This window comes from Rhodococcus sp. MS16, from assembly GCF_013277795.1.
GTDB lineage: Bacteria > Actinomycetota > Actinomycetes > Mycobacteriales > Mycobacteriaceae > Rhodococcus_F > Rhodococcus_F globerula.
In genome coordinates this window covers 35,606-55,949 of sequence record NZ_VBTM01000020.1, presented here as the reverse complement: position 1 = coordinate 55,949, position 20,344 = coordinate 35,606, and the positions used below count along the sequence as shown (strand labels likewise).

The window sequence follows — 20,344 nt, the reverse complement described above, 5'->3', positions numbered from 1 at the left end:
CTAAGGTTCTTTCCTTACCGGTAAGTTTGTTTTGCGGTATATGTTACCCTGCGTTCACTGTGTGTCAGAGCACAGTGCAAACGACGTGGGGAGAACGTGAACGTGAAGAACCGAATGTGGTGGGCAGCCGGCCTGTCCGTTGCAGCACTGGTGGTCAGTGCTGCAACGGCGCCGTTCGCAGCAGCTGAGCCGGCGGATTTCTACACTCCGCCGACTGAACTGCCCGCCGGGGACAACGGCGACCTCATTCGCAGTGAGCCGACGCCCTTGCTTCTCAGCGTGCCGGGATCGAATGGTCCGTGGCCGGCTACCGCCACCAAGATCATGTACCGCAGCGAAGACGCCACTGGTGCTCCCGTTGCAGTCACCGGCACGTACCTCGAGCCGACAAACCCGTGGACCGGGCAGGGGGCGCGTCCACTGGTTGCCAGCGCAGTAGGTACTCACGGACAAGGTGACCAGTGTGCCCCGTCCAAGCTGTTCAACACCGGACTGGAATACAGGTTTCCGACGGACGTGATGGTCGGCTACGAGTCCATCTGGGTGAATATGTTGTTGCTCAACGGCATTGCCGTTGTGGTCACCGACTACGACGGGCTGGGAACGCCGGGCGACCACACGTACGTGAACCGCGCCGCCGAAGCGCACGCCGTCCTCGATTCGGTGCGGGCTGCGCAGCAACTGCCGAACACCAGCATTCCCGACAACGGGCCCGTCGGCCTGTGGGGTTATTCGCAGGGTGGCGGCGCTGCCGCTGCAGCAACGGAGCTGAAGCCGTCGTACGCCCCGGAGCTCGATCTGAAGGGCACGTACGCGGGCGCTCCTCCGGCTGATCTGGAAGCCACCCTCGAGCAGATCGACGGCACATTTCTCACCGGCTTGATCGGATACGCGCTCAACGGAATCGTGGCTCAGTACCCCGACGTGGAGCCGCTACTCGACGCGGAAATCAACGATCGTGGACGCGCGATGCTCGCGGCGACCAAAAATCAGTGCGTCGGCGAGACGGGCCTGCAATTTGCCTTCCAGAAGACGTCTGAGTTCACGAAATCGGGCGAATCGTTGTCGGTTGTGCTCGATCGCTTGCCCGTTGCACAGGGGATCCTGGCAGAACAGAAGATCGGCAACCTGACGCCGACGTCGCCGGTCCTGATCCAGCACGGGCGAGCTGACGACATCGTGCCGTTCGGCCAGGGACAGGAACTCGCGCGGGAATGGTGCAGCAACGGCGCGACGGTGCAGTTCTCCGTCAACGAGCTGCCCTCTGTCGCTCCGGGTGTTGCACTGGGCCATCTAGCCCCGTACATCACGGGAACACCGGAATCCATCGGCTACATGATCGATCGGTTCAACAACGTTCCGGCGCCGTCGAACTGCTGACCGGCGCTCACCAACGAAGAGAGGCCCGGAACACACTGTGTTCCGGGCCTCTTTGCTTCAAGATCTACGCAGTCTGTTCGTCAACTCGCGGCGGAGCCGACGCCACCGGCGGGTGCTCGCGGTGGCGGCTCTTGTAGAAAACAGCTCCACCGATCACAGCCACACCGGCAATGACGAACAGGCCGATGCGCTTACGTCCACGCGGCTTCGGTTCACGCTCTGCACGCGCCGCTGACTTGGCGGGGAGGGACTTTGCACACTCCACGCCCTTCTTGGCGAGAACAGCGCTCTGACGGCCCAGGAACAGGCCGAGCTGTCCGGCGCCACGGGCAGTTGCCGTGGCGACAACAGCGGCGATGCGACGGGCGTTGTCGGCTGCGTCAGATTCCTTGATGCGGGTTGCTGTTTCCTCGAAAGAGTCTTCGACGCGGGCCACGGCCTGGTCGAACGTGTCGGGAAGCTGGCTGCTGAGGGACTCGGTCACTCGTGTCATGACTCCACTTTGTCACAGGATCTGCCCCAGGAACGCCCGGGTGCGAGGATTCCGAGGGTTGTCGAAGAATTGATCCGGAGCAGCGTCTTCGACGATCTTGCCGTCACTCATGAAAACGATGCGATCCGCGGCAGCGCGGGCAAATGCCATTTCATGGGTGACCACCACCATGGTCATACCTTCGTCGCGAAGCCGGACCATCACGTCAAGCACCTCCTTGACCATTTCCGGGTCGAGCGCCGAGGTCGGCTCGTCGAAAAGCATGACGCTCGGCTTCATGGCCAGTGCTCGGGCGATGGCCACGCGTTGTTGTTGTCCGCCGGAGAGCTGGGAGGGGTAGTTCTCGGCTTTGTCGGATAACCCGACCAGGGCGAGGAGTTCGCGCGCCTGCGCCTGGGCTTCGTCCTTCGGTACTCCCTGTACGTGACGTGGGCCGGCTGCGACGTTCTCCACGGCGGTCATCATCGGGAAGAGGTTGAAATTCTGGAACACCATCCCCGTGCCCTGCCGTTGTTTCGCGATCTGTGCTTCGCTGCGCAAGCGCCGTTTGCCGTTGCTGTCGACGTAGCCCATCGATTCGCCACATACTTCGACGATCCCTGAGTCGATGATCTCGAGGCAGTTGAGGGTGCGCAGGAGGGTGCTCTTGCCGCTACCGGACGGTCCGAGCAGCAGTACAACTTCGCCCTCGGCGACGCTGAAATCGATGCCGTCGAGTACCCGGACGTCGTTGAAGGACTTGATCATGTTCTCGACGCGAACAACCGTTGTGGCGGCGGCAATGTCGGTGGTGGTCATCTGTTCACTGCTTCCGCTAGCTGAGCCGACTCGGCGACTTTTGCATCGCCGGAAGTGTTCTTGCGCTTGTAGTTACGGTCGTATCCCCGGCCGGCGCGGGCTTCGAGTACACGCTGAATCATTCCCCAGGCAGTGGTCAGGACGAGGAAGTACAGAGCCGCCGCGCACAGGCCTTCGAGTACTCGGAAGTTGACCTGTACCAGAAACTGTGTGCGCCGCAACAACTCTTGGACCGAGATGACCGATACCAAGGTTGTGGTCTTGAGCAATCCGTTGAAGCTGTTGCCCAGCGGAGGAATCATGACGCGAAATGCCTGGGGTAGCACTACAACTCGGAATACCTTGAACGGCGACATGCCCAGCGCCCGGGCCGCCTCGGTCTGACCGGCCGGCACCGACATCAGTCCGGACCGGACGATCTCGGACAGGTAGGCGGCTTCGTTGAGAACAAGCCCGAGTAGGGCGGACTCGATGACTCCGAGCTTGATTCCCACCTGAGGCAAGCCGGTATAGATGATGACCAATTGCACCAGTAGGGGAGTGCCGCGCATCAACCACACGTAGAAGCCGACAATTGCCCGCAGAATCCACCAGCGGGAGGAGCGTGCCGCAGCAACGACGACGGCCAGCATCAGGCCGAGAACCATGCTGACGACAGTGAGCCAGATGGTGACCCATGCGCCCTCGAGCAGCTGCTTACTGGTCAAGATCGAGAAGAATGCATCCCAGGACCACATGGGGTTACCTTTCGGCTAGATGAGCGGAGCTCAGCATTGAAGATGAGCGGAGCTCAGGGCTGCAGCGGGCCGGTACTGACGGAGATATCGCCGTCGTAACCGTCGACGCCGTATTCCTCGAACAGAGCGGGGAGGTAGCCGTCGGCACGCATGTCGGTGAGGACGCGCGCCACCTCGACGGCAGTTTTGCTGCCTTGGGAGAATCCGAGGGCCAAGGGTGAGTTGTTGATGCCGTCGACGCCCGTCTCGAAGCGGCCGTCCTTCTGGTAGAAGGAGGTTACCGAGCTCACGATCGCCGCCCCGTCCGCTTGTCCTGCCGAAAGTGCTTGGTAAGCATCAGCATTCGTCTTGAAGGTTTGCACGTTCATGGTCGGCTTGCCGGCGGCGCTGAATGTCTCGTTCAATGCGTTGAGCGTGTCGAACTCGTATCCCGGTGCCTCGACGGCGATGGTCTTACCGGCCAGATCGTCGACGGACGAGATGGACTCGGGGTTTCCTGCCGGTACCGAGACGGAGACCGCCTGAACCTCGTAGGGAACGAGCGAGATGGTCTCGGCGCGAGCTGGTGTGTAGAACATCCCGGTGTCGATCATGTCCCAACGGCCGCTCTGCACGCCGGGGATCTGGGCGTCGAACTCGATGTTGACGAAGTCGGCGCGCAGGCACAGGCGGTTCGCGATCTCCTTGCCCAGGTCAACGCGCATTCCGACGACCTTGCCTGACTCGTCCACGTACTGCATCGGTGGGAGCGTGGCGTTGGTGGCGATGGTGAGGGTGCCTTCTTCTGCGAGGTCCGATGATCCCAGTGTGGGGGTGCAGTCGGTGGGAGCGGCAGTGTCGTCGCTTCCCGATCCACAGGCTGTGAGGGTGGCTGCCAAAGCGGTGGCGGCTGCGACTGCGAGGATTCTGCGCATTTTTCGAGTTGCCTTTCGGGAGTGGCTTCCGCCTACATTTTTTCGGGCTCCAAAGCACATTTTGGGGAGGCTCTGAATCGTCCGAATCAGTTTCATGGGATCGATTGCACTGAGCTTGGCACGCGATTGATGAAGGGTCAACGCCGTTAACGCGAGAGATACCGACGAAACGAACTGTTAACGAAACAGCGTGTCGTGCGCCACGATCGTTGCTGTTTTCAGTGACCTCCGTCATGTGGCGCGCAGGAATTTCGGTCGATCAGCGTCGAGCCGATCCGGTAGGTACGGCCATGGTCTTCTTTGCCGAGTTTCCCCGAATCTATTTGCTGGAAAAGAAGATCCATTGCGACATTGGCCAGTTGTACTGCACCGTTGTCAATCGTGGTGATCGCGGGTTGCCACATCTCTAGCCACGGCATGTCCTCGTGGCACACCAGGGACAACTCGTTCGGAATGCTCACGCCACGGCCGACGAGGGTGGGAAGGATGCCGAAAACCGCTTCGTGGTTGGCGGCGTACAACGCAGTCATCTTCGGCGCGTGATCGAGCAGGGAACCTATTGCCTCGGCTCCGAAATACGTTGTGAAAGAGCCTTTTCTGACCAGTGATTCATCCACCTCGACGCCGTACTCTGCCAGCGCGCGGCGGTATCCCTCGAACCGTTCACGGCCGGACGTCGCGTCGTCGGTGCCGCCGATATAGCCGATGTTGCGGTGGCCGAGTGCGAGTAGATGACGGGTAGCGAACATGGCACCGTCGATGTCGTCGGCAAGAACGTTGGGTGCTTTGCTGCCTTCCACAGTCCGAATGAGGTTGACGACGGCGCTTCCCGAGAGCAGGTCGTTGGTCGCGGTGGCGTTACGGCCGCTACCGATCACGATCGTCCCGTCCACGCCGTGCTCGGCCAGCATCTCGAGCACGTCACGTTCACGCGACACATCAGCGTCTGTGATGCAGAGGATGACTTGAAAACCCTTGTCCGACGCTCTTTTCTGCACTACTTCGGCGACCGTGTGGAACGACGCGTTGAGCAGGTTGTTCATCACGAGACCGATGAGGTGTGACCGCCGGGAGCGCAGCGCGCTCGCGGCGCGATTGGGGCGGTACTGCAGCTTGCGCGCGGCTTCCTGCACGGCCGCCCTGGTCTGCGGAGAGATCAACGCCGATCCACTCAATGCGCGTGATGCAGTGCTTCGCGAAACACCGGCGGCGTTTGCGACATCGATCAGGGTGACTGTCATCGTGTCCTCTTGGCTTCATTGACTGCGTGGTTGCTTCATTCGACTATGCCCGTGTTACGAGTCTGTTTCCTGGCTTGACGATTTTACCGGTTCGGAGCAATGTATGGAATCGATCCCATTCGCACAGTCTGTGCATCTCCATCGAGAGGTCTACTTCTATGAATCGCGACGATGTCGCTTGGTCGGGCTATTGGCCCGCGTCTCCCACCCCGTTCGACGCTGCTGGAGCGGTGGATGTCGATGCATTTGCCGAGCTCATGGATCTCTACGCACGTATGGGCGTCGACGGAGTTCTGATCAACGGCAGCACCGGTGAGTGGTTTTCCCAGACCCATGCCGAGCGCAAACTTGTCGCCGAGGTGGCAGTGAGCGCCGTGAGTGGTCGCTTCCCCGTGCTGATCGGAGTGAGCGCATACACGGCTGACGAATCACGGCGACTCGCGAAGCACGCGGCCGGCACCGGTGCGGACGGAATTCTTGCGACCCCGCCGCCGTACGTTCACACGTCGGCCGACGAAACGGTTGCGTACTACGAAAGTGTTTCCACAGCAACAGATCTACCGTTCATGGCGTACAACTGGCCGCGCGGGGTCTCGGTGGACATGGGTAAGATTCCCGGATTATTCGCCCGCATCGCGGATCTAGAGAATGTGGTGGCGATCAAGGATAGCACCGGCGATTGGCTGAGCATGCTCGACACCGTCGAGCAGTTCTCTTCGCAGGTAAGGATTTTCGGTAGTTTCCTGCATCGCCGCGGACTGGCCGCGCTTCTCGAACTCGGTGGTGACGGCAACATCGACGGCGGTGGCGTCGGCGCTCCCTTCAGTGTCCCCTTCTATCGCGCTGTTGCCGCAAAAGATGCTGCGGCAGCGCAGGAATGGGCCGACCGTTACCGCGCACTGTCCGGTGCGCTGATCAACGGTGACTACAGCGGCATTCACGCGTCACCGATTCCCCAGCTCAAAGCGGTCATGAACCTGCTGGGGCAGCCAGGCGGTCACGTGCGGGAACCGCTGCTGCCGGTCACCGACCCGAGCATCATCGAAGCCCTGCAGTCGATCATCGATCGATCCGGCATAGCCGAAGCCAGCGCACATACGTCGAAGGAGTTCACACATGTCCACTGAGCCCGTGCCAACCGAGCTCATGCCAACCGAGTTCATGACCAGCGAGGTCGATGTCGTGATCATCGGTGCCGGAATTGTGGGAGCTGCAGCGGCATTTCGACTGACCGATGCAGGCTTCCGCGTCGTGGTGCTTGATCGGTCGGTACCCAATTGCGCCGGATCGGGAACGACGGCCGGAAATTTGCACATTCAGACGATTCACACGCGCCGACCCGGTCAGGGTGTGGCACTGGATGTGCGTCGTCTGCTTCCACTGCAGCTAGCGGCGAGTCAGTTGTGGGATCAGCTCGAGCACGATGTTCCCGGCGGTGTCGGCCTGGTCCGCTGCGGCGGTTACATGGTTGCCGAGACCGAGGAGCAGTGTGCCGCTCTGGTACAGAAGCACGAATGGGAACGGGAAGTTGGAATTCCGACCCGTCTTCTCACCGGTGACGAAGTACGCCAAGAGCTTCCGTTACTCGGATCGACCATTGCCGGTGCCAGCTGGTGCGGCTTGGACGGTTACGCGGAACCCGATATCGCGGGCCCGGCTCTCCTGGCGGAAGCGGTCGCTCGTGGTGCGCAGCTGGCTACCGATACCAAGGTCACGGCAATCGAGCGGATCGGTGAATCCTGGAACGTCAGTACCGCGAAGGGGACGTGGCAGGCACCCCACGTGGTCAATGCTGCGGGTCCGTGGATGGCAGAGGTCGCCGCGATGGTCGACGTGCAACTGGAACTGCGGGCTCTGTCGCTGCAAATGCACACCCTTGCCGCCCCGCCCGAAACCTTGAATGTGTTGGTACAGCACGTCGGTGAGGGTATTTCGATCAAGCAGGACAGGCGCAATCGCATAGTGCTCGGCGGTGGATGGCCCGCAGGACAGTTCCGGACTGCAGGTGCGGCACCGATCCGCGAGGAGAGCATCGCGGGCAATCTCGCCCAGACTGGGCGGTTGATGCCGGGCCTCGGTGAGATCGAGCTGTCCGACGTCTGGACCGGCCCGGTTGTGACCACACCGGACGAATTGCCGATCATCGGTGAACTCGAGAGTGCACCAGGCGTTTTTGTTGCGGGTGGAACATACTCGTTCACCTTTGCGTCGCTGTGGGCCGACGTCCTCACAGCTCTGGTCCAGGGCAAGGAACCGGCTGTCGATGTCACTTCCTTCGGGCCGGCGCGACTGACCGCCTCGCACTGATACCAACGTTATTCGAAACTAGAGGAGACAAGAATGGCAACCGTGACGATGTTCGTGAACGGGCAAGCACTGTCCGGCGGAACACTGAACGACGCGCTGGCAGGGGCGACGTTCCTGGGTGCGGCCGATACCGCGCCGAACTACCAGTTCTTCTCCGTGCGAGACGAATTCCCCGGATTGCACCCGGTGGCCGAAGGTGGATTCACCGTGCCCGGTGAGCTGTACGAGGTCGACTACGACCTCCTTCGACTCGAACTGCTGCCCCGTGAGCCGGAGGAGTTGGAACTGGGCGTGATTCTTCTTGCCGACGGACGAGGGTCGTTGTCCATGCGCATGCGGGCCGAGTGGCTGGATCGTCCCGAGGTGGTGGACATCAGCGACCGCGGCGGCTGGCGTGCGTACCTTGCGAGTAAGTCGTGACCACCTCCCCACTCACTGTTGTGCGGGGCGGAACGCTGGTGGAGTCGTCGTGGAGCGGGCTTGCCGATCTGGTGATGCGCGACGGCAAAATCATCGCAATAGTAGAGCCGGGCGGGCTGATTCCGGACGGTGCGACGGTGCTCGACGCTACGGGGAAGCTGGTTATGCCGGGTGGGGTGGATCCGCACTGCCACGTCGGGTTCACGTCGGGTGAATTCACGTCGCTCGATTCCTACGCCGAATGCACCACCGCCGCAGTGTTCGGCGGCACCACTACGATCATCGATTTTGCGATACCTAGGCCGGGTCAGGATCCGCTGGATGCGGCGGACAAGCTCCGAACCAAATCTACTGAGGGTCTGTGTGATTCGGCTCTGCACGGATGTGTTGTCGAATGGGACGACACGACGGCCGATCAACTGGCTACGATGGCTGCCGCCGGAATCCGCACGGTCAAGATGTTCACGACCTATGCCGGCGAGTCGATGGCCGACGAACACACCATTCTGCGCACCATGCAAACCACGCGTGATCTTGGTGGCATGGTGATCATTCACTGCGAATCGGACGCCATTGTCGGTGACGCGCAGAATGCCGCCGCCAGTTGTGGGCACATCGATGCGGCCGGGATGGCGACCACGCGTCCGGAATTAGCTGAAACAGCCTCGGTAGCAGCAGTATTGGCTATTGCGGAATCGCAACGGGCGCCGGTGTACTTTGTGCATCAATCGTCGGCGGCGGCTGTCGAACTGGTTGCCGATGCTCGCAAGCGTGGGTTGGTAGCCTTCACCGAGGTCGTGGCACATCATGTGACACTGGATGATTCGGAGTACCAAGGCTCAGAACCGGAACGATTTGTGTGCTGCCCACCGCTGCGTTCACGCGGTACCGTCGACGGATTGGGTAAGCACCTCTTCACCGGTCACATCACGACCATCGGTTCCGATCACTGCTGCTACGACACCGTTCAGAAGCGTCAACACCGCCACGATGTTCGTCATATGCCGAACGGCTTGCCTGGCGTCGAGACTCGCCTGCCCGTCGTATTCTCGAAGTTTGTTGCGGCCAACGGTCTGTCGCCGAGTCGTTTTGTGCAGTTGACGGCTGCCAATCCGGCTCGCACCAATGGGCTCTATCCGCGCAAGGGTTCGATCATGCCGGGTTCCGATGCCGATGTAGCTATCTGGGACCCGGATCTGGAATGGACCGTCTCGGACGCCGACCTGCACATGGCCACCGACTACACGCCCTACGAAGGTCGGCGGCTGCGCGGAAAGCCGGTGACCGTTGTTGTCGGTGGTCACGTCGTCGTCCATGACGGGATTCTGGTGGACGACACTCCACGGGGACGCCATCTACCCGCCGCGCCGCTGGATTTCACGTCGATGTGTTAGATCTTGTTGCGGTAGTTGAGCTGTGGAGCCACAGTCGGGCGGGAGCGCAGCCCCACAGTTCAACAGCGCGTGGTCAGTGCAGGTGTGGTGTCAGCCGAGCGATCCGCTGAAGAAATCGAGGGCGCTGAAGAGATCGGTGAAGGCGCCGAAAAGATCAGTCAGGTAGCTCAGGTCCATGGTGTGTGCCTTTCGTTGGTGATTGCGCTGATGTGCGCATCTCGAATGATTCCAGCGCTCCCTGGTAACGAGGTTCCGTGAAACTGGCGATCGCCTGGGAAAGCCTGAACGCTGGCTTTTGCCCCGGTTTGGCAGCCTCACATCCATCGGAAGCCAGACAATGGCACGATGGGGTGGTGACTTCAACTCATCAGACCGCAACCGCAACGCTGCACACGAACCGCGGCGACATCAAGATCGCTCTGTTCGGCAACCATGCGCCGAAGACCGTCGAGAACTTCGTCGGCCTGGCCGACGGCTCGAAGGAATACTCCACCGAGAACGCATCCGGCGCCAAGACCGGACCGTTCTACGACGGCGCAGTCTTCCACCGCGTCATCGACGGTTTCATGATCCAGGGTGGCGACCCCACCGGAACCGGCCGTGGCGGCCCGGGTTACCAGTTCGGCGACGAGTTCCACCCGGAACTGCAGTTCGACCGCTCCTACCTGCTCGCCATGGCTAATGCCGGCCCGGGCACCAACGGATCGCAGTTCTTCATCACCACCGGCCCGACGCCGCACCTGAACCGTCGCCACACCATCTTCGGTGAGGTTCTCGACGACGAGTCGCGCAAGGTTGTCGACGCTATCTCCTCCACCGCGGTCGATCGCTCCGATCGCCCGGTCGAGCCGGTCGTCATCAACAGCATCACCATCTCCTGAACAGGTAAACAACGAAGATGACTAACCCCGGTTGGGGCGGCGGTGCGAGTGAGGGCCTCCCGCCCCAACCGCGGTGCGTCCGCCATCCAGATCGACCCACTGCTCTCTCCTGCAATCGTTGCGGCCGCCCGGCGTGCCCCGATTGCCTCCGTGAGGCTGCGGTGGGCTACCAATGTGTTGACTGTGTAGCTGCCGGTCAACGCGATGTTCGACCCGTGCGTGGCGTCGCGGGTAATACCGTGACGCAGGCGCGGCCGGTGCCGGTCGTGACGTACACGCTCATGGGCCTCAACGTCCTGGCGTTCCTGGCGACGCTCGTGCAGTCGCGCAGCATCATGAACAATCAGGTCGATTCGTCGATCTTCGCCAACTGGGCCCTCAACCCCGCACTGGTTGCGGGCGGCGAGTGGTTCCGTCTGATCGGGTCGGGATTCCTGCACTTCGGAATCCTGCATCTGGCCGTCAACATGTATGCGCTCTACATCCTGGGCCGCGACACGGAGATCGTGATGGGCCGCTCCCGGTACATCAGCATCTATCTCGTGTCGCTGGTCGGCGGCAGCGCGTCGGTGATGGCGTTTCAACCGGTCTTTGCGTCGGTGACGTCGCTGTCGTGGACCGCGGGTGCTTCGGGTGCGATCTTCGGCATCATGGGCGCGCAGGCCGTTCTGTTGTTGCGTCTGCGTCGTAGCCCGGTCCCGATCATCTCGGTGATCGCGATCAATGTGATCATCAGCATTTCGCTGCCAGGCATCTCGTTCTGGGGACACGCGGGTGGTCTGCTGGCAGGCGCTGCTGCCGCTGCCGCATTCCTGTACGTGCCGCAGTGGTTGGGTGCGGGTCAAGATCGGCTGAAAGCAGTCCGGATCGGCTGGATCGCTTTTGGCGCCGTCACCGTGGTCACGATCGGAATCATCGTGATGCGCGTCGTGCAACTGCGCGAGCAGGGGCTGTTCCTCACCAGCGGCTAGAGATAGTGCACATAGCGGTACTTCTTCTGTGGAGATAATCCACATAGTGCGACGAAGCAATGAATTCTACTGTGGCTCGAGTCACGTAAGTAGAAGCGATGCTTCCGGCCATTCTTAGGAGTACCACCCGCAATGACCTCCACCGATCGCGCCACCCCTGACGGTGGAGTTGCGCCAAGCGAGATCGAATCTCGTGTGGTGAAGAAGGTAGCCAGGCGGCTCATTCCGTTCTTGATCCTGCTCTATTTCGTGAACTATCTGGATCGTACGAACATCGCGTTTGCCAAGCTCACCATGAGCGCCGACCTCGGCATGACCGAGACGATGTTCGGGCTCGCGTCCGGCCTCTTCTTTGTCGGCTATCTCCTGTTCGAGGTGCCGAGTAACTTGGCCCTCCACCGTTTCGGCGCACGCTTGTGGATCGCGCGCATCATGCTCACCTGGGGCATTCTGGCCGCGGCTCTGGCCTTTGTACCGAATGTGGGAAGTCTCTACTTCCTGCGAATTCTCTTGGGTATCGCCGAGGCCGGCTTCTTCCCCGGCGTGCTGCTCTACCTGACATTCTGGTTCCCCAAGAAGTACCGCGTTCGTTTGATGGGCCTGTTCCTGCTGACACTTCCCCTGTCGTCGGCCCTCGGCGCACCGCTGTCCGCTGCGATCATCCAGTACGGCGACGGCTTGTTCGGCCTGGCCGGGTGGCGCGTGATGTATCTGATCGAGGGCTTACCCGCGGTGATCCTGGCGTTTGTCGTGTGGTTCTATCTCACCGATCGACCCGCCGACGCCAAGTGGTTGACCCTGGAAGAGCGCACGTGGCTCATGCGATCGATGGAAGACGAGGAACGAGAACTCGGCGACGCCGGTCACCAGTCGGCCGCCAAGACACTGCGTGATCCGCGGGTTATCGGATTCGGTTTGGTGTACTTCGGCATCACGTACGGCCTGTACGCCCTGAGTTTCTTCCTGCCCAGCATCGTCGCCGGATTCAAGCAGACATTCGATACCGACTTCTCGCTCATGGAGACCGGCCTGATCGTGGCAGTTCCCTACGCAATCGGTGCCGTGGCGATGGTGCTGTGGAGCCGTCACTCCGACAAGACCGGTGAGCGGATGTGGCACGTGGCTGCGCCGACGCTCCTCGGTGCCGTCTCTATTCCGATTGCGCTGTACCTGGATTCGCCGTTCACCGTCATGATCGCCGTATCGCTCACCGCTGTGGGCGTACTGTGCGCGCTGCCGGTCTTCTGGTATCTGCCCACCACGTTCCTCACGGGAGCGAGTGCGGCCGCCGGTATCGCGATGATCAACTCCATCGGCAACGCGTCGGGCTTCGGCGCTCCGTACATCACGGGATGGCTCACCGATGTGACCGGAAACGCCAAGGCGGGCCTGTGGGTGGTGGGCGGCGTGATGCTCTGTGCTGCAACCCTTGTTGTGATGTTGGCAAAGCGATCGGACAATCCTGCTCAGATTTGACCGAGCTTCCCCGCACCGGCACGCAGCCGGATCAGGAGCGCAAGATCGAGCGCCTGGTCCGGCTGACGCCATTCGGCGCCGATCAATCGGTCGATGGATTCGAGTCGTTGATACAGGGTGTTCGCGTGGATCGCGAGGGCAGTTGCCGTCGCGGAGTGCCGGCAGTTGTGAGCCAGGTACGACGCAAGGGTGTCCAGCAACGGAACACCGCGCCGGGTTTCCTCCTCGAGGAGCGGCCCCAGGGAGCGCTGCGTCAGCATTTCCAGTTCGTCTCGGCCGGTGCGGCTGAGCAGGATTCGATAAATGCCGAGCGAACTCGCGGCCTCGACCTGTGACTCTCGGCCCAGAGTCTCGAGAACGTCGACGGTGCGCTGTGCCTCCACGTATGCCCGCGCCAGACCTTCTCCGCCGACGGCTGGATCGGCGATACCGACGGTGGGATTCTCAGGTGGTTGTACCCAGGTGGCAGCGACCTCGGCGGGTGTCATCCCCGGAATCATGGCAATGACGCGGGAACCATGTTCGGCAACAACGGTTCCCGGAGGAAAGGTGATCTCCTCGATGCTCCGACGCGTTCGTTCGACGGCGTCGGCAGGGCGGGCCACCACCACGGTGTACGAGCGGTCCGGATTGAGACCGGCCAGCCGGAACTGCCCCGTCACCTCGGACGGCGTCGGTGCCGGCCGGGTGATGAGGTCGACCAGGAACGCGTCGCGGGCGCGGCGGGTGGCTTCCCGGGCCGCACGTTCGCCGACCAGCGCCAGCGCTACGGCCGGGGCCGAGCGTTCGAGAACCAATCGCATTGCCGCAGTAGGATCTTGGCGTGAAGTCAGGAACAGCACGCCGAGGCGATCCCCGGCGCTGCGGACCTCGACGGCAAACAGGAACTGATCACCGTCGATCAGAGTCAGCGCTTGTTCACGTCGATCTGCGGCCAGAATTTCGAAGGCGCGCACCACAGTGCCACGCAGGTGCTGCAGTCCTGACGGGATTTCGGCCGGGCCGGTCACGAAGAACACCGGGCATCGCGTCGACGACGATGCCTCCTGCACCAGTTCGCGAACTCCTCCGCCGCGCAACACAACTTGGGTCAGCGAGCGGTCCCACGTCAGAGTCTGTTCGAGAAGTGCTGTGCGCTTGGCAAGTTCGGTATTGGCGGCGTTGACTTCCGCGACCGTCGCGCGGTACTGCTCGAGGAGGCGAGCATTCTCGATAGCCACCGACGCATGAGCGGCAAGTGCGGACAGTAGTGCAACCTCCTCGTTGCCGAAGCGTCGCTCCTGGCGCTTACAGGCACACAACGCGCCCAGGATCTTGCCGTCCACCTGCAATGGAACGGCCAGCAGTCCGCGCATGTTCTCGGCTCGAGCGGCGTCGTCGGCGGGGCCGATGTGCGCAAACGACGGATCATTGCGGTAGTCCGGTGTCCATGCGGGAGAGGAGTTTTCGACAACGCGTCCGATGAGGCCTTCGCGGAACGGGACGGTGAGTCCGAGTAGCTGTGACGTATACGCGCCGCTGGTCACTTCGATGATCAGGATGTCGCCGTGAATGAGCGCGAGGTACGAGAGATCTACTCCCAGGAGTCGTTTTGCCTGGTCTACGATTTCCTGCAGTAGCGCGTGATGGTCGTGCATCGTGGTCAACAGTGTTGCGATGTCGTTGAGAGCGGACAGTTCGGTGGCGCGCTGGCGGCGCTGGGCGAGGAGGCTGCGCAGTTGGAGAGCGGATCGTGCGGCCTGTTCGATGTCGTGAACCGCGCCAAGAGGTGCGGCCTCGGCGAGTTGATCACGATGAGCAATCAGTTCATCCGTTGATGCCTCGGTCAGGAGCATCTGTAGCCATTGTTCGTGCATTGTCACTCCCGTGCATGGAGAAATAGCCCATGCATTCGCCGATTTCCTGGAGTAAATCTACATGGGCTGGCATTTCGGGTGTCACTATCGTGGAATTATGACTCCGCTTGATCAGGCCACCGTCGATTCCGCCGCGCTCCTCGAGGCGATCGGCTCGCAGATCGATGCGGATCGCTTGATCGTCGATCCGGACATCATGGCGAGCTACGCGCACGATGATGCCGAATGGGCTCCGTACGCCATGCCTGTTGCCGTTGTGCGTCCTCGCACTGCGGAGCAGGTCCAGGCCGTTGTCCGCGCCTGCATCGCGCACGGTGCGCCGGTGGTGACGCGTGGCGCCGGAACGGGGCTGTCCGGTGGAGCCAATGCCGTCTCCGGTGGTGTAGTGATTGCCTTCGACGCGATGAACGCCATCAAGGAGATCAACACTCTCGAGCGGTTGGCTGTCGTTGAACCCGGCGTGGTCAACGATCACCTGCGTGAGGCCTGCGCCGAGCAAGGCCTCTGGTACCCGCCGGACCCGGCCAGCGCCCCGTGGTCGACTATCGGCGGTAACGTCGCGACCAACGCGGGCGGTCTGTGCTGCGTCAAATACGGCGTCACCAAGGACTACGTGTTGGGGATGCAGGTGGTCACCGGCACCGGCGAACTCGTTCGCCTTGGGCGTCGCACAGCCAAAGGTGTTGCAGGATTCGATCTTTCGGCACTTATGGTGGGATCGGAGGGCACTCTCGGCGTGATCACCGAGGTAACCGTGAAACTTCGCCCTCAGCGCGATCCCGAACGCACCATCGTCGGCTACTTCGACTCCATTGTTGCCGCCGGCAAAGCTGTCGAAGCCGTTGCCGCAGAAGGTCTCACACCGTCAGCCCTCGAACTGATCGATCGGCAATGCCTGCTGGCCGTCGACGCGTGGAAGAACATGGGCCTCTCCGCCGATGCCGAGGTGGTGCTCCTCGGACGGATCGACACTCCCGGTGAGATCGGCGACGCCGAAGCCGAACGAATGTTGGCGTGTTTCAACCGTTCCGGCGCTACGTGGAGTGCCCGCTCCACTGACCAGGAAGAAGCCGACGCGCTGTTCTCGGCTCGTCGTCTCGCGTATCCGGCGCTCGAGCGACTGGGCCCAGTGCTGACCGAGGACATCTGCGTCCCGAAGGCCGCGGTTCCGGAAATGTTGGCCCGCATCGAACAGATCTCGGCTCGGCACGACACCCACATCGCGAATATCGCTCACGCCGGTGACGGCAACCTGCACCCCTTGTTGATCACGCCGCACGACGACGAGGCGGCCCGTGCGCGTGCCCAGGCCGCTTTTGCCGAGATCATCGACAACGCCCTCGAGTTGGGTGGAACCGTCACCGGTGAGCACGGCGTCGGCCTCCTCAAGATGGGTGGTCTGGCCCAGGAACTCTCGCCGGCCGTGGTCGCGATGCACCACGCGATCAAGAATGCTCTGGATCCGCACGGAATTATGAACCCCGGCAAGGTGATCTGAGCGCCGCCAGTCGTAACCGAATCGATTTCCGGAGTTACATCGGCGAAATCCCACCTCCCTACTCTGAAGTTGAACCACTTGGTTCAACTCGACGTAGGGAGTCACGAATGTTCTCTTCTCAACTGACCACGGCCAGTGTCGTTCCCCGGCGCGTGGACACCGTGGCGGCAGTTCGGGCAGCCATCGCGCTTGACGGCGCCGCGGTGTTCGGCGGACTGCATACGGAAGCCGACGCCATTGCGTTTGCGTCGAAGCTACTCGGTGACAAGTACATTCGCGTCGGACGCCAGTTCGAGGCAACAGCTCGCAGCCAGGACGCGGAAGCTGCTGTTGTCGACGAGCAGCCGGTGGACAAGCGTGGCCGCAAGCGGTATTTCGACATGTCGCCGGACCGTATGACGGCACACAACGACGGCTTTGCCTTTGGCGACTACGCGCCCGATTATCTGTTCCTGTGGTGCAAACAGCCGGCGCTTCCCAGTGGTGGAGATTCGTTCCTGATCGATGCGGTCAAGCTCACCAGACTGCTAGCACTGGATCCGTCCACGGCGGAGCTCGCGGACTTCTGCTGGAGCGTGGACATCGACCATTCCGAACCGAACTTTCAGCAGTCCACGTTCTCGCCCATCGCCAGGACGGTTGCCAGTGGTCGTGAGCAGGCGAGATACCACCCCTTCCTCGCGCCGATCGAGGGTGAATCCGAAGATGCGCAGTGGCCGATGGTCCGTAAATGGAGCGAGACGGTGACTCACGTGCGCGACAGTGGACCGATGTTCCGCGCCGAGGCCGGCGAGATGATCTGCATCGACAACTACCGCGTGCTGCACGGCCGTGACGGATACACCGATCCGAACCGTGAGTTGTACTCGATCTGGGGATGGTCGACCGAAGCCGTCGCGGTTCCGCAGCAGGCCCTCGACATCGTCCAACCGGACCTTGCGGCGCTGGCTATGTAATCGGTTCCGCAGCAGCGATGATCGACTCCGTCAGATGCCGAGCGGCGCGATCGACCAGTGTGCTGTCCCCACCGCCGATCAGCGTCATCTGGAACCCGCGCCACGCGGCGACGATTTCGTGTCCCAGAGTTTCGGCAAGTTCAGCGTCGACGCCGGTTTCGGCTATAGCACGGGCGGTTTCGTCGGCCCACTCGTTTGCGACGCCCTCGAGGAGTGGTCGGTACTGCTCCGAATCGAATGCGGCCACTCCGAAGAGTTCGAAGAAGAGCCGATGGTAGGCAACAAGTTCGGGGTCGGCGAGGATGTCCCACGCGCCGTGGAGACGGTCCGCGATGGGGATCTCGGAATCGCGGATCAGATCGAGGAGGTGGGCTATTCCGGAAAAGCGAAGCCCGGCGCGGCGTAGTGCCTCGAGGAGCAAACCGGCCTTGCTCCCGAAGTAGTACAGCAGCATGCGATTGTTGGAGCCGAGGGCGCGGCTCAACCCGCGGAGCGTTGCAGAGGAGACGCCGAACTCGAGCACGTAGTCGGCAGCTAGGTCGAGAAGGCGATCGCGCTCTGCGCTCTCCGGACTACTCACCGCTCGACTCTACTTCTCGGGCGGCACCAAGCCGTGGACTGTGAGCACCTCGAGGACATCCTCGGGGTTGGTGCCCAGATCCCAGCGTCCGAAGATCAACAGTTTCTCGGTGTCGGTCGCACGGTCCACGATGTCGATCTCGAGCATGGGGACGCGTCGACTCAGACGCGGGTAGCGCACCAGGCGCACCCGGTCGATCTGTGGCCGGGGAAACACGTGGCGCGCTAGTAGACGCTGCACGGCGATAGCTGGGGTGCCGTTGTCGTCGATCACGGCGAGTCGCGGACGCTGCTTCAGGGCGAGCCCGGCCATCACGAACAATCCGATCACGGCAAGGGCGAGAAGGAACCGTCCGGCAGTCTCCGTCGGCACCACGATCGCGGCGATCGCAAGCGCGATTCCACCCGCGAACATCGCGTAGACAGCACCCATCGGAGTGGCCCACGAGACTACGTTCGAGCCGTTGTCACGAGGCTGTGGATGAAATTCATCCTCGAGCATGTGGATAACTTCCTAGGTTGTCCACAGGAGTTATCCACACTGGGGATGAATGACACCCATGTAATTGAAAGCCGGTCACGATCAGGACTAAATCGGGAACGCGCAGGTCAACGCCATTTCATGGTCATGATGAGTCCGACAACCATGAAACCGAAGCCGATCAGGAAGTTGTACGCTCCCAAGTCGTTCATCCATGTGATCGAATCTGCGGCCAAGTAATACACAATCAACCATGCCAATCCGACAAGCATGAAACCGAGCATCACCGACACGTACAACGTGCTCGACGGACCCATCTTCACCTTGACCGGAGTGCGGTTCGCCGGGTTGATCGTGTAGTCGTTCTTCTTGCGTACCTTCGACTTGGGCATAACGTCCTCGCTCTTACGGTGTGACCTGCATATGTGTACCTACACGCTAACGTAGCTGGGTCCGGCCGGTCACGGGCCGACTGGGCATGACAGAGGAAGAACCAGGACAGGAACTAGGAGAGTGACGTGGGACAAACCGTCAGGTCCACCGGGTCACGCAACACCGGGTCACGCACCTTCTGGCGCGTCGGTGTCCTTGTTGTCTGCCTCGTGGCGGGACTGATGGTCGCCACCGCTTCGCGTTCGGCCGAAGAAAATCAGCTTCAGGTCACCGACAGCACCAGGCTCTCCGATCTTGTGCGCAGCGCACAGGCAAACGCCGACGGTATCTCCTCGACGCGCGACGAACTCTCGGCGCAACTGAATGAACTGCAAGTGGAGGCCGCGCGGTCCGACGACGGCGTTGCCGAGGCGCTTGCGCAACTCGACGCGATGGCCGTCGACGCGGGTCTGACGGCCATGACCGGTCCCGGTGTAGTCGTCACCATGACCGACGCTCCGCGTAATGCGGATGGCAAGTATCCCGTCGACGCCACCCCGGACGACCTTGTGGTCCATCAGCAGGACGTCCAGAGTGTCCTGAACGCTCTGTGGGCGGGCGGAGCCGAAGCGGTCGGGATGCAGGACCAGCGAATCGTGAACACGTCGGCGCCGCGGTGTATCGGCAACACTCTGCTCCTGCATGGTCGGACGTACAGCCCGCCGTACGTGATGCGAGCGATCGGCAACACCGAACAGCTCGAGGCGGCGTTGGCCGGTGAACCGGGAATTCGGGTGTTCAAGCAGTACGCCACCAGATTCGGCCTCGGCTACACGCAGGCGAGTTCGGGCGAGATCACAGTGCCCGCGTACACCGGCGGTTAGCTCGGGCGTTTACCCTGCTCCTATGAGGATTCTCGTCGTCGACAACTACGACAGCTTTGTGTTCAACCTGGTTCAGTACCTGGGTCAGCTCGGAACCGAAGCCGTGGTGTGGCGTAACGACGATCCGCGACTGACCGCTCCGGGCGGGCTTCATGCGGCTGCAGAGCAGTTCGACGGCATTCTCCTGAGCCCCGGCCCCGGCACTCCGCAGCGCGCGGGAGTGACCATGGACCTGGTGAAGGTGTGCGCCGATACCAAGACGCCGGTGCTCGGTGTCTGCCTCGGCCATCAGGCGATCGGCGCGGCTTTCGGAGCCACCGTGGATCGTGCACCGGAGTTGTTGCACGGAAAAACGAGCAAGGTTCTTCACACGAACGTCGGCGTTCTGGCCGGTTTGCCCAATCCGTTCACTGCGACGCGCTACCACTCGCTGACGGTCCTCGAGGACACCATTCCCGACGAACTGGAAATCACCGCGCACACCGAGAGTGGCGTCGTGATGGCGATGCGCCACCGCGAACTTCCCATTCACTGCGTGCAGTTCCACCCCGAATCCGTCCTCACACAGGGTGGGCATCGGATGCTGGCCAACTGGTTGACGGTATGCGGCGAGGCTCCACCGGAAGCGCTTGTCGCGGCCCTCGAAGCTGAGGTCGCGTCGGCGCTCGGTGGAGCCCTGCCGGCAATACTCTGATTTACCGACTCT

The 20,344-nt window shown here is 61.8% G+C and carries 22 protein-coding genes; 13 read left to right on the top strand and 9 right to left on the bottom strand.

Annotation, left to right across the window (positions count from 1 at the left end):
- Positions 1-102 precede the first annotated feature (102 nt).
- Positions 103-1,380, top strand: a complete 1,278-nt coding sequence (locus FEZ60_RS29800) for a lipase family protein (RefSeq protein WP_045066077.1) — start codon at positions 103-105, stop codon at positions 1,378-1,380.
- Positions 1,381-1,444: 64 nt separating this feature from the next.
- On the opposite strand, the gene FEZ60_RS29795 is transcribed toward FEZ60_RS29800, so the two are convergent.
- From FEZ60_RS29795 to FEZ60_RS29775, 5 genes are all read right to left on the bottom strand, one after another.
- Complete coding sequence (locus FEZ60_RS29795) at positions 1,445-1,873, bottom strand: hypothetical protein (protein WP_033235316.1); 429 nt, start codon at positions 1,871-1,873, stop codon at positions 1,445-1,447.
- Positions 1,874-1,885: 12 nt separating this feature from the next.
- On the bottom strand, positions 1,886-2,671 hold the full coding sequence (locus FEZ60_RS29790) for an amino acid ABC transporter ATP-binding protein (RefSeq protein ID WP_033235317.1): 786 nt from the start codon (positions 2,669-2,671) through the stop codon (positions 1,886-1,888).
- Positions 2,668-3,408 carry an amino acid ABC transporter permease gene (locus FEZ60_RS29785; RefSeq protein WP_033235318.1) on the bottom strand — a complete coding sequence of 247 codons (741 nt, stop codon included), beginning with the start codon at positions 3,406-3,408 and terminating at the stop codon, positions 2,668-2,670. The genes FEZ60_RS29790 and FEZ60_RS29785 overlap by 4 nt, the downstream gene beginning before the upstream one ends.
- Before the next feature lie 53 nt (positions 3,409-3,461).
- Positions 3,462-4,322, bottom strand: a complete 861-nt coding sequence (locus FEZ60_RS29780) for an ABC transporter substrate-binding protein (protein WP_033235319.1) — start codon at positions 4,320-4,322, stop codon at positions 3,462-3,464.
- Positions 4,323-4,540: 218 nt separating this feature from the next.
- Positions 4,541-5,563, bottom strand: coding sequence for a LacI family DNA-binding transcriptional regulator (locus FEZ60_RS29775; protein ID WP_033235320.1), 1,023 nt, complete (start codon positions 5,561-5,563; stop codon positions 4,541-4,543).
- 158 nt (positions 5,564-5,721) lie between these two features.
- On the opposite strand from FEZ60_RS29775, the gene FEZ60_RS29770 reads away from it, so the two are divergent.
- The 8 genes from FEZ60_RS29770 (at position 5,722) to FEZ60_RS29735 (ending at position 13,012) form a co-directional block, all read left to right on the top strand.
- Positions 5,722-6,690, top strand: coding sequence for a dihydrodipicolinate synthase family protein (locus FEZ60_RS29770; protein WP_033235321.1), 969 nt, complete (start codon positions 5,722-5,724; stop codon positions 6,688-6,690).
- Positions 6,680-7,870: an FAD-dependent oxidoreductase gene (locus FEZ60_RS29765; protein WP_242484909.1), complete on the top strand. Its 1,191-nt coding sequence runs from the start codon at positions 6,680-6,682 to the stop codon at positions 7,868-7,870. Before FEZ60_RS29770 ends, FEZ60_RS29765 begins: the two co-directional genes overlap by 11 nt.
- A gap of 33 nt (positions 7,871-7,903) precedes the next feature.
- A complete protein-coding gene (locus FEZ60_RS29760; protein WP_033235322.1) occupies positions 7,904-8,290 on the top strand; it encodes a gamma-glutamylcyclotransferase in 387 nt (128 codons plus the stop codon).
- On the top strand, positions 8,287-9,684 hold the full coding sequence (gene hydA, locus FEZ60_RS29755; protein ID WP_172937741.1) for a dihydropyrimidinase: 1,398 nt from the start codon (positions 8,287-8,289) through the stop codon (positions 9,682-9,684). The genes FEZ60_RS29760 and hydA overlap by 4 nt, the downstream gene beginning before the upstream one ends.
- Positions 9,685-9,753: 69 nt before the next feature.
- Positions 9,754-9,942, top strand: a complete 189-nt coding sequence (locus tag FEZ60_RS29750) for a hypothetical protein (protein WP_155276690.1) — start codon at positions 9,754-9,756, stop codon at positions 9,940-9,942.
- A 95-nt stretch (positions 9,943-10,037) separates the two neighbouring features.
- On the top strand, positions 10,038-10,565 hold the full coding sequence (locus tag FEZ60_RS29745) for a peptidylprolyl isomerase (RefSeq protein ID WP_033235424.1): 528 nt from the start codon (positions 10,038-10,040) through the stop codon (positions 10,563-10,565).
- A 17-nt stretch (positions 10,566-10,582) separates the two neighbouring features.
- Entirely contained in the window at positions 10,583-11,536 is a 954-nt protein-coding gene (locus FEZ60_RS29740) for a rhomboid family intramembrane serine protease (RefSeq protein ID WP_045066090.1), read from the top strand.
- Positions 11,537-11,668: 132 nt separating this feature from the next.
- Positions 11,669-13,012, top strand: coding sequence for an MFS transporter (locus tag FEZ60_RS29735; RefSeq protein WP_045066093.1), 1,344 nt, complete (start codon positions 11,669-11,671; stop codon positions 13,010-13,012).
- Here FEZ60_RS29735 and FEZ60_RS29730 read toward each other — a convergent pair.
- The gene (locus FEZ60_RS29730) at positions 13,003-14,868 is read right to left on the bottom strand and encodes a GAF domain-containing protein (protein WP_172937740.1); all 1,866 of its coding nucleotides are present in this window, start codon (positions 14,866-14,868) and stop codon (positions 13,003-13,005) included. The genes FEZ60_RS29735 and FEZ60_RS29730 overlap by 10 nt on opposite strands.
- Before the next feature lie 97 nt (positions 14,869-14,965).
- Here FEZ60_RS29730 and FEZ60_RS29725 point away from each other — a divergent pair, with 97 nt between their 5' ends.
- Positions 14,966-16,366, top strand: coding sequence for an FAD-linked oxidase C-terminal domain-containing protein (locus FEZ60_RS29725; protein ID WP_045066097.1), 1,401 nt, complete (start codon positions 14,966-14,968; stop codon positions 16,364-16,366).
- Positions 16,367-16,473: 107 nt separating this feature from the next.
- Positions 16,474-17,322, top strand: coding sequence for a TauD/TfdA family dioxygenase (locus FEZ60_RS29720; RefSeq protein WP_172937739.1), 849 nt, complete (start codon positions 16,474-16,476; stop codon positions 17,320-17,322).
- Here the strand turns inward: FEZ60_RS29720 and FEZ60_RS29715 are convergent.
- The 3 genes from FEZ60_RS29715 to crgA form a co-directional block, all read right to left on the bottom strand.
- Positions 17,315-17,902, bottom strand: a complete 588-nt coding sequence (locus FEZ60_RS29715; RefSeq protein WP_172937738.1) for a TetR/AcrR family transcriptional regulator — start codon at positions 17,900-17,902, stop codon at positions 17,315-17,317. The two genes, FEZ60_RS29720 and FEZ60_RS29715, sit on opposite strands and share 8 nt — an antisense overlap.
- A gap of 9 nt (positions 17,903-17,911) precedes the next feature.
- On the bottom strand, positions 17,912-18,403 hold the full coding sequence (locus tag FEZ60_RS29710) for a PH domain-containing protein (RefSeq protein WP_172937737.1): 492 nt from the start codon (positions 18,401-18,403) through the stop codon (positions 17,912-17,914).
- A gap of 107 nt (positions 18,404-18,510) precedes the next feature.
- Positions 18,511-18,774, bottom strand: a complete 264-nt coding sequence (gene crgA / locus FEZ60_RS29705) for a cell division protein CrgA (protein ID WP_033235329.1) — start codon at positions 18,772-18,774, stop codon at positions 18,511-18,513.
- Positions 18,775-18,996: 222 nt separating this feature from the next.
- Here crgA and FEZ60_RS29700 point away from each other — a divergent pair, with 222 nt between their 5' ends.
- Both FEZ60_RS29700 and FEZ60_RS29695 read left to right on the top strand, forming a co-directional pair.
- Positions 18,997-19,638: a DUF881 domain-containing protein gene (locus tag FEZ60_RS29700; protein WP_080711785.1), complete on the top strand. Its 642-nt coding sequence runs from the start codon at positions 18,997-18,999 to the stop codon at positions 19,636-19,638.
- Positions 19,639-19,660: 22 nt separating this feature from the next.
- The gene (locus tag FEZ60_RS29695; RefSeq protein ID WP_172937736.1) at positions 19,661-20,332 is read left to right on the top strand and encodes an aminodeoxychorismate/anthranilate synthase component II; all 672 of its coding nucleotides are present in this window, start codon (positions 19,661-19,663) and stop codon (positions 20,330-20,332) included.
- Positions 20,333-20,344 lie beyond the last annotated feature (12 nt).

What these genes read in the sequence shown, in the direction of transcription:
- FEZ60_RS29795 (WP_033235316.1), bottom strand. Translation starts at nt 1,873, where the DNA reads ATGACACGAGTGACCGAGTCCCTCAGCAGCCAGCTTCCCGACACGTTC.
- FEZ60_RS29790 (WP_033235317.1), bottom strand. Translation starts at nt 2,671, where the DNA reads ATGACCACCACCGACATTGCCGCCGCCACAACGGTTGTTCGCGTCGAG.
- FEZ60_RS29785 (WP_033235318.1), bottom strand. Translation starts at nt 3,408, where the DNA reads ATGTGGTCCTGGGATGCATTCTTCTCGATCTTGACCAGTAAGCAGCTG.
- FEZ60_RS29780 (WP_033235319.1), bottom strand. Translation starts at nt 4,322, where the DNA reads ATGCGCAGAATCCTCGCAGTCGCAGCCGCCACCGCTTTGGCAGCCACC.
- FEZ60_RS29775 (WP_033235320.1), bottom strand. Translation starts at nt 5,563, where the DNA reads ATGACAGTCACCCTGATCGATGTCGCAAACGCCGCCGGTGTTTCGCGA.
- FEZ60_RS29770 (WP_033235321.1), top strand. Translation starts at nt 5,722, where the DNA reads ATGAATCGCGACGATGTCGCTTGGTCGGGCTATTGGCCCGCGTCTCCC.
- FEZ60_RS29765 (WP_242484909.1), top strand. Translation starts at nt 6,680, where the DNA reads ATGTCCACTGAGCCCGTGCCAACCGAGCTCATGCCAACCGAGTTCATG.
- FEZ60_RS29760 (WP_033235322.1), top strand. Translation starts at nt 7,904, where the DNA reads ATGGCAACCGTGACGATGTTCGTGAACGGGCAAGCACTGTCCGGCGGA.
- FEZ60_RS29740 (WP_045066090.1), top strand. Translation starts at nt 10,583, where the DNA reads ATGACTAACCCCGGTTGGGGCGGCGGTGCGAGTGAGGGCCTCCCGCCC.
- FEZ60_RS29735 (WP_045066093.1), top strand. Translation starts at nt 11,669, where the DNA reads ATGACCTCCACCGATCGCGCCACCCCTGACGGTGGAGTTGCGCCAAGC.
- FEZ60_RS29730 (WP_172937740.1), bottom strand. Translation starts at nt 14,868, where the DNA reads ATGCACGAACAATGGCTACAGATGCTCCTGACCGAGGCATCAACGGAT.
- FEZ60_RS29725 (WP_045066097.1), top strand. Translation starts at nt 14,966, where the DNA reads ATGACTCCGCTTGATCAGGCCACCGTCGATTCCGCCGCGCTCCTCGAG.
- FEZ60_RS29720 (WP_172937739.1), top strand. Translation starts at nt 16,474, where the DNA reads ATGTTCTCTTCTCAACTGACCACGGCCAGTGTCGTTCCCCGGCGCGTG.
- FEZ60_RS29710 (WP_172937737.1), bottom strand. Translation starts at nt 18,403, where the DNA reads ATGCTCGAGGATGAATTTCATCCACAGCCTCGTGACAACGGCTCGAAC.
- crgA (WP_033235329.1), bottom strand. Translation starts at nt 18,774, where the DNA reads ATGCCCAAGTCGAAGGTACGCAAGAAGAACGACTACACGATCAACCCG.
- FEZ60_RS29700 (WP_080711785.1), top strand. Translation starts at nt 18,997, where the DNA reads ATGGTCGCCACCGCTTCGCGTTCGGCCGAAGAAAATCAGCTTCAGGTC.
- FEZ60_RS29695 (WP_172937736.1), top strand. Translation starts at nt 19,661, where the DNA reads ATGAGGATTCTCGTCGTCGACAACTACGACAGCTTTGTGTTCAACCTG.